The organism is Pseudomonas frederiksbergensis, from assembly GCF_017114915.1.
Classification (GTDB): domain Bacteria; phylum Pseudomonadota; class Gammaproteobacteria; order Pseudomonadales; family Pseudomonadaceae; genus Aquipseudomonas; species Aquipseudomonas frederiksbergensis_I.
Window position 1 is genome coordinate 40,210 of sequence record NZ_JAAUOE010000004.1, and the last position, 12,154, is coordinate 52,363.

Sequence of the window (12,154 nt, forward strand, 5' to 3'; positions counted from 1 at the left end):
TGAAATATGGGCGCGGGCTAAATGTAGGAGCGGGCTTGCCCGCGAAGCTTTTGGCGTCAGTGATGGCCCCTTCGCGAGCAAGCCCGCTCCTACAGGTATGGCGTTTGGCCGTTGGAACGTGCCCGGCCAAGCTCTGCAAAATGGCGGTTATCTTAAAGCAAAACGGCGGCCATTGGCCGCCGTTTAGTGCTTCTGTGTTGATTTAGACGGCCGGTGCCGCTGCGGCTTCCACCGAAGGTTTGGGCAGCGACGACAGGAACGCCATGATCAGCGCCGCCACGTACGGCAGCGACTGCACCAGCAACATGGTCACCCAGAAGCGCATGTCGTTGCTCGGCAGGCCCTGCACCAGGAAGATCCCCAGTGCCGCGCCCCACAACAGCAGCATGATGAACAATTCTTCGCGAGCCTCCGAAATCGCCACCCAGAAACCGTGACTATCGGCATTCTTCGGCGTGCGGAAGAACGGAATGCTGCTGGTGAAGAAACCGTACAGCACCGCTTTGGCGATGGTGTGCGACAACGCCAGCCCGGCCAGCGCGGCGCAGAAGGCGTCCTTCAGGTTGACCCCGACCGCACGGCGGTACAGGAAAATGATCTTGCCCACCTTGAACACGAACAGCGCCAGCGGCGGAATCGCGAAAATCAGCAGCGGTGGATCGACCCGTTGCGGCACGATGATCATCGCCGCCGACCACAGCAGTGCGCCGACGGTGAAGAAGATGTTCATGCCGTCCGCCACCCACGGCAGCCAGCCCGCGAGGAAGTGATAACGCTGGCCACGGGTCAGCTCGGTGTCCTTGCCGCGTAGCAGGCTGGCGGTGTGCCGCTTGATGATCTGAATCGCGCCGTAGGCCCAGCGGAAACGCTGTTTCTTGAAGTCGATAAAGGTATCGGGCATCAGGCCTTTGCCGTAGCTGTCGTGGTAATACGCCGCCGACAGGCCTTTTTCGAACACCCGCAGACCCAGCTCGGCGTCTTCACAAATGCACCAGTCGGCCCAGCCCAGTTCTTCGAGTACCGAGCGCCGGGTCATGGTCATGGTGCCGTGCTGGATGATCGCGTCACGGTCGTTGCGGGTGACCATGCCGATATGGAAGAAGCCTTTGTATTCGGCGTAGCAGAGTTTCTTGAAGGTGCTTTCGTTCTGGTCGCGGTAATCCTGCGGCGACTGCACCACGGCGATTTTCGGATCGGCGAAGTGCGGCACCATGTGCTTGAGCCAGTTCGGGTGCACACAGTAGTCCGAGTCGATCACTGCAATCACTTCGGCATCTTTGGCGGTGTGCGGAATCAGGTAATTCAGCGCGCCGCCCTTGAAACCGGCCAACGGTGCGACGTGGAAGAACTTGAAGCGGGGGCCGAGGGTTTCGCAATAGTCGCGCACCGGTTCCCAGACCGCCGGGTCCTTGGTGTTGTTGTCGATGATCAGGACTTCGAAATCCGGATAGTCGAGGTTGGCCAGGGCGTTGAGGGTCTGTTTGACCATCTCCGGCGGCTCGTTGTAGCACGGTACGTGAATCGACACCTTCGGTCGGTAGTCCGAATCGCCCACCACTGGCAGGAATTCACGCCGGCGTTTGTGGGTCCAGACCGCTTCGGCCAGTTCATGGGCCTCGGTGAGCAGAACGATGAACACTCCGAGCGCACCGAGGGCGAGCAGGAACCCTACCGTCAGACTGAACCAGGTGCTGTATTGCTGGCTGTAGTCGTAACCGATCCACACCAGCACCGAACCGCACAGGAACGCGATAAAGGTCAGGAAGGTACGGCCACGTTGACGCAGGGCCGAACCGTCGATCATCAGCAGGGTCAGGGACAGCAATGCCAGCACTACCGAGCCGATAGCCAGTACGCGCCATTGCGGGATCGCCACCACCGGGCCTTCGAAGTTGAATTTCTGCTGGCGCGCGGCGTTGAACACGCCCCAGTACGCGCCCACCGATCCTTCGTCACTGACCTTCCACGGCTGGTCAAACGCTTCGATCACGAAGTAGTTGAAACCCTGGCGGTTGAGCTTGTTGACCAGCGTGCGCAGGTAAATCGCCTGGTCCGCCGGCGACGCGTCGGCGCCACCGCGCATGCGGCCGTTGCTCGGCCAGCCGACCTCGGAGAGCAGCAGCGGTTTTTTCGGGAACATCTTTTTCAGGTCGCGGGCGCGGTCGAGAACGAACTGACCGGCCTTGTCCATCGGGATGAACTCCCAGTAGGGCAGAACGTGAGCGGCGATCAGGTCGACATGCTTGGCCAGCTCCGGGTGTTCTTGCCATACGTGCCACTGCTCGGAGGTGGTGACCGGCACCTTCACGGCCGCGCGGACGCGATCCAGGATCAGGCTCAGCTCGGCGGCGGTGATTTCCTTACGGAAGATCGCCTCGTTACCGACCACGACGCGGACTACGCTGCGTGAGGTGTTGGCGAGTTCGATGGCGCGGGTAATCTCGCGCTCGTTGCGCTCTTCGTCCGGGCTGATCCAGATCCCCAGGGTCACCCGCAGGCCGAATTCTTCCGCCAGTTTGGGAATATTCTCCAGCGTGCCGTCGACCGAGTAGGTCCGGATGTTGTCCGTCAGCTTGCTCATGATCTCCAGGTCGCGACGCATTTCATCGTCGCTCGGGTACTGGGCTTTTTGCGGGTACTGGCCTTGCTGGAACGGCGAGTACGAAAAGCCGGAGATCTGTTCAGGCCAGTCGGGGGCGGAGACCGGGCGATTGATCAGCGCCCAGAAACCGGTGAACAAGGCGGCGATTGCCAGAACCACTACCAGGTTGAGTCCAAATTTACGCGATGACATGGTTATTTCGGGTTCCAAAGGCTGTGGAACGAGGGAACGATCGGCTGACGCCAAGAGGGCGCGCATCCTACACCGGGCCTTCCCTGGCCGTACATCAGACAGGGAAATACCCGACGTTGGGCAATTGGCTTTCACATAAGTTCTTACACTTGCAGCTTGAAGCTTAAAACTTGCGGCAACGCAGCATGACGGCAACAGACGCCGTCAAAAAAGGAACAGTGTTTGTGAGGCAGGACACCCCTTATAATGCGCGCCGGTTTTTGGGGTAATGGTCATGAGTACAGAAGATCCGCGGTTTGCTGGCATCGCCCGCTTGTATGGCATCGACGGCCTGGAGCGCTTGCGCGCGGCCCATGTAGCGATCGTCGGCGTCGGTGGCGTCGGTTCCTGGGCGGCGGAAGCAGTCGCCCGGTGTGGCGTGGGCGAGATATCGCTGTTCGACCTGGACGACGTCTGTGTCAGCAACGTCAACCGTCAGCTGCATGCGCTAGACAGCTCCGTCGGCAAGCCCAAGGTCGAGGTGATGGCCGAGCGCCTGCGCGGGATCAACCCGGACTGCACGGTGCATGCCGTGGCAGATTTCGTCACCCGCGAAACCATGGCCGAATACATCACGCCGAACATCGACTGCGTGATCGACTGCATCGACAGCGTCAACGCCAAGGCGGCGCTGATCGCCTGGTGCAAGCGGCGCAAGATCCAGATCATCACCACTGGCGGCGCGGGTGGCCAGATCGACCCGACGTTGATTCAGGTCTGCGACCTGAACCGCACATTCAACGATCCACTGGCCTCGAAAGTGCGCTCCACGTTGCGCCGCGATTACGGTTTCTCCCGTACCGTGACCCGTCACTACAGCGTGCCGTGCGTGTTTTCCACCGAGCAACTGCGCTACCCGAAACCCGATGGCAGCATTTGCTTGCAGAAGAGTTTTGTCGGGGATGGCGTGAAGCTCGACTGCGCCGGGGGCTTTGGCGCGGTGATGATGGTGACCGCGACGTTCGGCATGGTCGCGGCGACCAAGGCTGTGGATAAGATTGTGGCCGGGGTGCGGCGCCCGGCGGATCGGGTCAAGCCTGAGGTTTAATGGTGATCGTTCCCACGCTCTGCGTGGGAACGCAGCCCGGGACACTCCGCGTCCCTTTCAGAGCCGAACGCGGAGCATGGGAACGATCAGTGCGCTAGCTCCCGCATCCGCTGGAGCACGGCATTCAAGCCATTGCTACGTGATTGGGATAGCTGGCGGCTCAACCCCAATTGATTGAACCAATCCGGTAAATCCACCTGTTGCAGTTCAGCCGCCGACAACCCGTTGACCCGCGCCAGCAGCAACGCCACCAACCCGCGAATCAACCGCGCATCGCTGCTGGCGCTGAACTGCCAATGCCCGTCCTGCAGCGCACCGACCAGCCAGACCTGGCTTTCACAGCCATGCACGCGGTTGGCCTCGATCTTATCCACATCGCTCAATGCTGGCAGACGGTCACCCCACTGCATCAGTAGCCGCGCCCGCTGTTCCCAACTTGTAGCCTGCTGAAACGTGTCGAGCGCCATGACGGCATCGGCGGGCAGGGTCATCGCAGCAACTCCAGGGCCTGATCCAGTGCTTCAAAAAAGCGTTCAAGGTCCTCGGAGTCGTTGTACAACGCCAACGACACCCGAATCGCCCCGGCCAGTTCAAAGCTTTTGAGCAGCGGCATGGCGCAATGATGACCGGCGCGCACGGCGATGCCCTGTTCGGTCAGCAAATGCGCCAGATCCGAGTTATGCACACCCTCGACGACAAAACTGGCCAGCGCCAGTTGCGGTTTGCCCAGCAGGTGAATGCCGTTGCGCGCTTCAAGGCCTTTGAGCAAATAGTCATGCAGCGCCGCTTCGTGTTCGGACACGGCGTCCTGATCCAGCCCCGCGAGGTAGTCCAGGGTCGCACCCAGGCCGATCACGCTGGAGATCGGCGGCGTACCGGCCTCGAACCCCAGTGGCGCGGGACGAAAACGTGCGTCGTGATAGTTGGCATCCAGCACCATTTCGCCGCCGAACTGCCAGGGGCGCAGTGGCTGTAGCGCTTCGTTGCGCCCGAACAACACGCCCAGGCCATCGGGGCCGTAGAGCTTGTGGCTGGAGAACACATAGAAGTCGCAGCCCAGGGCCTGCACGTCGTGCCGACCATGGACCACGCCCTGAGCGCCATCGACCACGGTCAGCGCGTTGTGCGCTTTGGCCATCGCCAACAGTGCGGGCAACGGTTGCCAGGCACCGAGCACGTTGGACAGCTGACTGACTGCCAGCAGACGGGTATGCGGACCGATCAATTGCGCAGCGGCATCAAGGTCGATCAAACCGTCGACATTCAACGGCAAAATCACCAGTTTCAAGTCGCGACGGTGGGCCAGTTGCTGCCACGGCAACAGGTTGGCGTGATGCTCCAGAGCGCTGATGACAATCTCATCGCCCGGATTGAATAAGTGTTCCAGGCCATAGGCCAGGAGGTTCAGCGCAGACGTCGCGCCGTGGGTAAAGATGATCTGCCCGCAATCGCCGGTATTGAGCCATTGCGCAACTTTGCTGCGGCTGTCCTCGAACGCCTGGGTGGCGTGGGCGCCGGGCAAGTGTTGCGCCCGATGCACGTTGGCCGCTCCGTTGGCGTAGTAATGCGTCAGGGCATCGAGCAGGGCTTGAGGTTTTTGTGTGGTGGCGGCGTTGTCCAGATAGGTCTGGTCTTGCCGTTGCAATGCGGCGATGGCCGGAAAATCGGCGCGCCAGGGTGAGGGAATCATCATGCTATCGGGCCCTGGTGAACATGGGCGGGTCTACGCCTTACCTGTGTGTAGGAGCGGGCTTGCCCGCGAAGGGGCCTTTGAGACCGCCAAAAGCTTCGAGGGCAAGCCCGCTCCTACATACAAGGTGATCGTTTGACGCTCTGCTTAGTTGTGAGCGTGCAGCGCTTCGTTCAGTTCGATGGCCGACTTGTGGGTTTTGCATTCCACGGCACCGGTCTCCGAATTACGGCGGAACAGCAGGTCAGGTTGACCGGCCAGTTCACGGGCCTTGACGACTTTGACCAGTTTGTTGTGCTCGTCCAGCAGCGCAACCTTGGTACCGGCCGTCACGTACAGGCCCGACTCGACGGTGTTGCGGTCGCCCAACGGGATACCGATACCGGCGTTGGCGCCGATCAAGCAGCCTTCGCCGACCTTGATCACAATGTTGCCGCCGCCCGACAGGGTGCCCATGGTCGAGCAGCCGCCGCCCAGGTCAGAACCTTTGCCGACGAACACGCCCGCCGAGACACGACCTTCGATCATGCCCGGGCCTTCGGTGCCGGCGTTGAAGTTGACGAAGCCTTCGTGCATCACGGTGGTGCCTTCGCCCACGTAAGCACCCAGGCGAATACGTGCCGCGTCAGCGATACGCACGCCGGCCGGTACGACGTAGTCGGTCATTTTCGGGAACTTGTCCACCGAGAACACTTCCAGCAGCTCGCCGCGCAGACGGGCTTCGAGTTGATGTTCGGCCAGTTCGGCCAGATCGATGGCGCCCTGGCTGGTCCAGGCCACGTTCGGCAGCAACGGGAAGATCCCGGCCAGGTTCAGGCCGTGCGGCTTGACCAGACGATGGGACAGCAGGTGCAGCTTGAGGTAAGCCTCGGGCGTGGAGGTCAATTGCGCGTCTTCGGCCAGCAGCGTGGCGACCAGCGGCTTGTGGCTCTCGGCCAGACGGGTCAGCAAGGCAGCCTGGGCAGCGTCGACGCCTTTGAGTGCTTCAGCCAGTTGGGACGCCTGAGCGGTGCTGAAGGCGATGGCCTGATTGCCTTCGGTGTAGCCCAGAACCGGGGCAATGGCCGCGACCAGTTCGGCCGACGGGTTGAGCAGTGGCTGCGCGTAAAACACTTCCAGCCATGCGCCTTGACGGTTTTGAGTGCCGACACCAAAGGCCAGGCTGAACAGGGTAGTGGACATGTTGATACCTCTAAAAAGTGAAACGGGCTGCCTTACTTGAGTGCGGCCGCGTAGATATCTGGCTTGAAGCCAATCAGGGTTCGGTCACCGAGATCGAGCACCGGGCGCTTGATCATCGAGGGTTGTGCGAGCATCAGTTCGATGGCTTTGCGCTGGTCGAGATCGGCTTTGCGTTCGTCGTCGAGCTTGCGAAAGGTCGTGCCTGCACGGTTCAACACCACTTGCCAGCCATGCTCGTCGCACCATTGGGTCAGGTGTTCACGGTCAATTCCGACCGTTTTGTAATCATGGAAGTCATAGCTGACAGCGTGATCATCGAGCCAGGTGCGCGCCTTTTTCATGGTGTCGCAGGCTTTGATGCCGAAAAGGTGCAACGTTTTGCTTGAAACGGTCAAGGAATCGCCCCCTTTGCAGGTGCTGAAAATCAAAGGTGACGGATTATGCCATGACCGGACGGTTTCGCGTCGGCTGTGCTCGGGTTTGTCTTTTTGTCCTGGCTACGTGAGCCTGAAGCTCAATGGATAAAGGGGGCGATCGGTTTATTTTGGGTAGAGCAGTTTCATCAAGCGCTTGTCTTTTTTACTGATCCTGCGGTTGATCGGGACTTCCCAGTCACCCACTGTCAATGCATTCGCCACCGGGTGGTGCATGATCGATTTCTTGTCATAAGAGGTGTAAATCGCATCCAGTGTGTTGAAGGATGCGAACAGGTTTCTGTCGACTTGTTCTCGAGTGAGCGGGTTCATCTCGCGGTTCTGGTAAAACTCATACACTTTCGGTTTGTCCCAGGGAATGTTTGCCTGTGGATGCTGGTGTTCATGCATCGCGCCGAGTGCATGTCCGAATTCGTGAATCACGATCACTTCGAAGTCTTCATGTTTGGGTTTGACGCCCAGGTTCATGGTGGGGTGATCTGGATGAATCAACAGGGCGTCGGTACCCAGCATTGAACTGTTGTCATTGTTCTTGGTGGCTACGCGAATATCGCCTTTCAAATCATCGACGAAATCAAATTTGAGGTTGATGTACGGCAACCACTGGCTGGCGGCGTCGATGATCTTCTGTTTATGGTCGGCGTCCGGAGCGTCCATGAAGGCAATCTTCAACGTGCGGCCGTTGGCCCACAGTTTTGAATAATTGACCACCGAGCGTTTACGGCGAGTGCCGCTGGCAGGGCCGGCATTTGCAGGGTTTTCTTTGATGGCGGCCTCGTAAGCCGCTTGGTCGTCTGGCCACTGCATAAGCCTGCAGTCACAAATGTCATGGGTCATCAGCTTCTTCCGTGAAGTTCAGATAAGGGTTTGTCGGGCGCAGCAGAGTGCGCCGCACAAGACTAAAGTCCGGTCGGCAAGCGGGTGAGGTAGATAGTTATATGCAGTGTAACTTTATATAAAAAAGTGCCCGCGCCAGATTGCCTGGCGCGGGCCGTCAGCCGTTACTTGTGGCGGGTAATGAACGCGCGAATCCGTTCAGCCGCCTCCACGCACTCGGCCAGCGGCGCAACCAGCGCCATCCGCACACGCCCGGCGCCCGGGTTGACGCCATCCACTTCGCGGGACAGGTACGAGCCAGGCACTACGGTCACATGTTCCTCGGCAAACAAATCCCGGCAGAACGCCGCATCGTCGCCTTCAACGTTTGGCCACAAGTAGAAGCCACCGTCCGGGCGCTGTACATCCATGACCGGACTGAGGATTTCCAGTACCGCATCGTACTTCTCGCGATACAGCGCGCGGTTAGCCCGTACATGCACTTCGTCATTCCACGCGGCAACGCTGGCCAGCTGGGTTTGAACCGGCATCGCGCAGCCGTGATAGGTGCGGTAGAGCAGAAAGCCTTTGAGAATATCGGCATCACCGGCGACAAAACCTGAGCGCAGGCCCGGCAGGTTGGAGCGTTTGGACAGGCTGTGAAACACCACGCAACGCTTGAAATCCTTGCGGCCCAGTTCGACGCAGGCGCTGAGCAGGCCCGGCGGCGGGGTTTGTTCGTCGAAGTACAGTTCGCTGTAGCACTCATCCGCGGCAATCACGAAATCGTATTCATCGGCCAGGGCGATCAGTTTTTTCAGTGTTTCGACCGGGATCAGTGCGCCGGTCGGGTTGCCCGGCGAGCACAGGAACAGGATCTGGCAGCGCTTCCAGATGTCTGGCGATACAGCATCGAAATCCGGGTTGAAGCCGTTTTCATCCAGGCATGGCAAGTAGTGCGGCTTGGCCCCGGCCAGGAAGGCTGCCCCTTCGTAGATCTGATAGAACGGGTTCGGGCTGACCACCAACGCGTCTTCGCCACGGTTGACCACGGTCTGGGTGAACGCAAACAGCGCCTCGCGGGTGCCGTTGACCGGCAGCACGTTGCGCGCCGGGTCGAGCCAGCCCTTCGGGACGCCGAAACGGCGTTCGCACCAGGCGACGATGGCTTCACGCAAGGCCGGGATACCGAGGGTGGTCGGGTACACGGCCATCTGATCCAGATTGCTTGCCAGGGCTTCGGCAACAAAGCCAGGCGAGCGGTGCTTCGGTTCGCCGATGGACAGCGCGATGGCGCGTTTGTCCGGGTTTGGCGTGACGCTGCCGAGCAAGGCGCGGAGTTTTTCGAACGGGTAGGGCTGCAACTGGTTCAGAGCGTTGTTCATCGGTACGGGGGTCTCGTTCAAAGCGGCTGAATCATGGCGCGCTCAGATGCTGATGCGCGAAAATTTGATATCGGGTTCCTGGCTGACGCTCAGTTGTTCGACGATTGCATCCTGCAAGCGGCTGCACAGCAATGGGTCGGAGAGCGGCTGATTGTTCGCGTCGGTGATGAAGAACACGTCTTCCACGCGCTCGCCCAGGGTGGCGATCTTGGCGTTCTGCAACGACAGGTTGAACTCGAGGAAGATCGTGCCGATCCGCGCCAGCAATCCGGGGCGGTCGGGCGCGCTGAGCTCCAGCACGGTCACCGGCCGCTGGGCGTCGTTGTGGATCGTCACCTGTGGCGCAAAGGCGAAATGCTTGAGCTGGCGCGGCACCCGGCGCTGAATGATCGTCGGGTAGTTGTCCGGGTTGCGCAGGGCTTCGGTCAGGCCTTCGCGGATCTGTTTGACCCGCGCCGGGTTATCGCCAATCGAGTCGCCATCGGTGTCGAGCACGATATAGGTGTCGAGGGTGAACTGGCTGCTGGAGGTGATGACCCGGGCGTCGTGAATGTTCAGGTTGAGCTGGTCCATCGCTGCCACGGTCACGGCGAAGAAGTCATGCTGGTCCGGTGCATAGATGAAGATCTGCGTACCGCCCTCGAACTCGCGCTGGGTGGTTTCCTTGATCAGCACCAGTGGGCCGCCGTCGGCTGGTTGCTGCAAAATCGCTTCGGTGTGCCAGGCCACATCGCCGGCGGTGTGGCGCAGGAAATAGTCATCGCCCAATTGCGCCCAGAGCTGCTCGACGTCATCCGGATCGGTACCGCCACGCACCAGGATGTCCAGCGCCGCGCTCTGGGTCTGGCGGATCTGCTCTTCGCGATCCACCGGGTTTTCCAGGCCGCGACGCAAGGCGCGCTTGGTCTCGGTGTAGAGCTGGCGCAACAGACTCGCGCGCCAGGAGTTCCACAGCGTCGGGTTGGTCGCGTTGATGTCGGCAACGGTCAGCACGTACAGATAATCGAGGCGGGTTTCATCGCCCACAATCTGTGCAAAATCATGGATCACGTGCGGGTCGGACAAGTCCTTGCGCTGGGCGGTGGTCGACATCACCAGATGGTTTTGCACCAGCCAGACGATCAGGCGGCTGTCCCAGATCGGCAGCTGGTGGCGCTGGCAAAAGGCTTCGGCATCCACTGCGCCGATTTCCGAGTGATCGCCATGCCGGCCCTTGCCAATGTCGTGGTACAGGCCGGCCAGGTAAATCAGCTCGGGTTTGGGCAGTTTGGCCATGAGCTTGCTGGCCAGCGGGAATTTTTCCGACACCTGGGTGTACTGCAATTTACGCAGGTGCTTGATCAGGTTCAGGGTGTGCGCGTCGACCGTGTAGATGTGAAACAGGTCGTGCTGCATCTGCCCGACAATAAAGCCGAACTCCGGCAGATAACGCCCAAGAATCCCGTAGCGGTTCATCCGCCGCAGGTTGCGGTGGACGCCGATCTTGCACTTGAACAATTCGATGAACAGGCTGGTATTGCGAATATCGTTGCGGAAGTCGTCGTCGATCAAATGACGGTTCTCGCGCAGCAGACGGATGGTATCGGCGCGTACGCCTTTGATTTCCGGCTGTTGGGCCATCAGCACGAAGATTTCGAGCATGGCGAATGGCGTACGGCGGAACACGTTGTCGTTACGTGCCTCGATGTAGCCGTCGTGCAGCTGGAACCGCGAGTTGATCGGCTGCGGCGGAGCCTCGTCTTCGGGGGCCAGGATCACTTCTTCGAAATGCTGGATGATCAAGTCGCTGAGCTGGGCAATGCTCATGACCACCCGGTAGTACTGCTGCATGAAGTTTTCGATGGCGTGCTTGGCGTCATTGCCGACGAAACCCAGCAGACCGGCAATCGTGCGCTGGTGATCGAACAGCAGGCGGTCCTCGGAGCGGCCGGCGAGCATGTGCAGGGCGTAACGCACTTTCCACAGAAATTCCTGGGATGAGGCCAGCAGGGCGTTCTCGCTCTCCACCAGGAAACCTTCGCCCGCCAGGGCCCGCAGGTTCAGGGTGCCGTACTCACGACGGGCGACCCACAGAATCGTCTGAATATCGCGCAGGCCACCGGGCGAGCCTTTGACGTTGGGTTCCAGGTTGTATTCGGTGTCGTTGTACTTGTGGTGACGGGCTTTCTGCTCGGCCCGCTTGGCCAGGAAGAACTCCTTGCTGGGCCACATGTGCTCGGTACTGGTCACGTCCAGCATGCGTTGGCGCAGGCGCTCGGGGCCGGCAATGGTGCGGCTTTCCATCAGGTTGGTGATCACCGTCAGGTCGGCGCGGGCTTCCTGTGCGCATTCGTCAACCGAGCGAACACTCTGGCCGACTTCCAGGCCGATGTCCCACAACAGCGTCAGAAAGCGCTCGATGGAGTCGCGGAAAACTTCGTGATCGGCGCTGCCCAGCAGGATCAGCAAGTCGATGTCGGAGTAGGGGTGCAACTCGCCGCGACCGTAACCGCCGACGGCGACCAGCGCGATGTCGGCTTCAGAACTCAAGCTGAACTGCTCCCAGGCCTTTTGCAGGATGTTGTCGACGAACCAGGCACGATCCTCGATCAGCCGGCGAATGTCCCGGCCGCTGCGAAACCGCTCGTCGAGCACCTCGCGAGCCTGACGGATCGCCTTCTTGAAAGCAGCGATAGGGCTTGCCTTCAGGGCCAGTTCCGCCTGGAACTGGCCGCGGTCGAAGAGTTCGGGATCCACCTGCGGCATCGATTGGCTTTCCTTTCTATA

At 60.3% G+C, this 12,154-nt stretch carries 9 protein-coding genes; 1 reads left to right on the forward strand and 8 read right to left on the reverse strand.

Features of this window, described 5'->3' with window-relative positions; genetic code table 11:
* Nucleotides 1–202 precede the first annotated feature (202 nt).
* Entirely contained in the window at nucleotides 203–2,794 is a 2,592-nt protein-coding gene (locus HCU66_RS04430) for a glycosyltransferase (protein WP_205887338.1), read from the reverse strand.
* A 274-nt stretch (nucleotides 2,795–3,068) separates the two neighbouring features.
* Between HCU66_RS04430 and tcdA the strand changes: the two genes are divergently transcribed.
* Nucleotides 3,069–3,881, forward strand: coding sequence for a tRNA cyclic N6-threonylcarbamoyladenosine(37) synthase TcdA (gene tcdA / locus HCU66_RS04435; protein WP_205887339.1), 813 nt, complete (start codon nucleotides 3,069–3,071; stop codon nucleotides 3,879–3,881).
* A gap of 86 nt (nucleotides 3,882–3,967) precedes the next feature.
* Here tcdA and HCU66_RS04440 read toward each other — a convergent pair whose 3' ends face one another.
* The 7 genes from HCU66_RS04440 to HCU66_RS04470 all read right to left on the reverse strand — a co-directional run bounded on the left by HCU66_RS04440 (nucleotide 3,968) and on the right by HCU66_RS04470 (nucleotide 12,133).
* A complete protein-coding gene (locus tag HCU66_RS04440) occupies nucleotides 3,968–4,372 on the reverse strand; it encodes a SufE family protein (RefSeq protein ID WP_205887340.1) in 405 nt (134 codons plus the stop codon).
* The gene (locus HCU66_RS04445; RefSeq protein WP_205887341.1) at nucleotides 4,369–5,574 is read right to left on the reverse strand and encodes an aminotransferase class V-fold PLP-dependent enzyme; all 1,206 of its coding nucleotides are present in this window, start codon (nucleotides 5,572–5,574) and stop codon (nucleotides 4,369–4,371) included. Before HCU66_RS04445 ends, HCU66_RS04440 begins: the two co-directional genes overlap by 4 nt.
* 144 nt (nucleotides 5,575–5,718) lie before the next feature.
* Nucleotides 5,719–6,753, reverse strand: a complete 1,035-nt coding sequence (gene dapD / locus HCU66_RS04450) for a 2,3,4,5-tetrahydropyridine-2,6-dicarboxylate N-succinyltransferase (RefSeq protein WP_205887342.1) — start codon at nucleotides 6,751–6,753, stop codon at nucleotides 5,719–5,721.
* Between the two features lie 32 nt (nucleotides 6,754–6,785).
* Complete coding sequence (locus tag HCU66_RS04455; protein ID WP_277397044.1) at nucleotides 6,786–7,148, reverse strand: ArsC family reductase; 363 nt, start codon at nucleotides 7,146–7,148, stop codon at nucleotides 6,786–6,788.
* Nucleotides 7,149–7,292: 144 nt separating this feature from the next.
* Nucleotides 7,293–8,024 carry a M12 family metallopeptidase gene (locus HCU66_RS04460; protein ID WP_205887343.1) on the reverse strand — a complete coding sequence of 244 codons (732 nt, stop codon included), beginning with the start codon at nucleotides 8,022–8,024 and terminating at the stop codon, nucleotides 7,293–7,295.
* A gap of 164 nt (nucleotides 8,025–8,188) precedes the next feature.
* Complete coding sequence (dapC, locus tag HCU66_RS04465; protein WP_205887344.1) at nucleotides 8,189–9,388, reverse strand: succinyldiaminopimelate transaminase; 1,200 nt, start codon at nucleotides 9,386–9,388, stop codon at nucleotides 8,189–8,191.
* 42 nt (nucleotides 9,389–9,430) lie between these two features.
* Nucleotides 9,431–12,133: a [protein-PII] uridylyltransferase gene (locus tag HCU66_RS04470; RefSeq protein WP_205887345.1), complete on the reverse strand. Its 2,703-nt coding sequence runs from the start codon at nucleotides 12,131–12,133 to the stop codon at nucleotides 9,431–9,433.
* Nucleotides 12,134–12,154 lie beyond the last annotated feature (21 nt).

Bases quoted from the DNA above. Each gene is read 5' to 3' on its own strand.
- HCU66_RS04430 (WP_205887338.1), bottom strand. From the start codon at position 2,794: ATGTCATCGCGTAAATTTGGACTCAACCTGGTAGTGGTTCTGGCAATC.
- tcdA (WP_205887339.1), top strand. From the start codon at position 3,069: ATGAGTACAGAAGATCCGCGGTTTGCTGGCATCGCCCGCTTGTATGGC.
- HCU66_RS04440 (WP_205887340.1), bottom strand. From the start codon at position 4,372: ATGACCCTGCCCGCCGATGCCGTCATGGCGCTCGACACGTTTCAGCAG.
- HCU66_RS04445 (WP_205887341.1), bottom strand. From the start codon at position 5,574: ATGATGATTCCCTCACCCTGGCGCGCCGATTTTCCGGCCATCGCCGCA.
- dapD (WP_205887342.1), bottom strand. From the start codon at position 6,753: ATGTCCACTACCCTGTTCAGCCTGGCCTTTGGTGTCGGCACTCAAAAC.
- HCU66_RS04460 (WP_205887343.1), bottom strand. From the start codon at position 8,024: ATGACCCATGACATTTGTGACTGCAGGCTTATGCAGTGGCCAGACGAC.
- dapC (WP_205887344.1), bottom strand. From the start codon at position 9,388: ATGAACAACGCTCTGAACCAGTTGCAGCCCTACCCGTTCGAAAAACTC.
- HCU66_RS04470 (WP_205887345.1), bottom strand. From the start codon at position 12,133: ATGCCGCAGGTGGATCCCGAACTCTTCGACCGCGGCCAGTTCCAGGCG.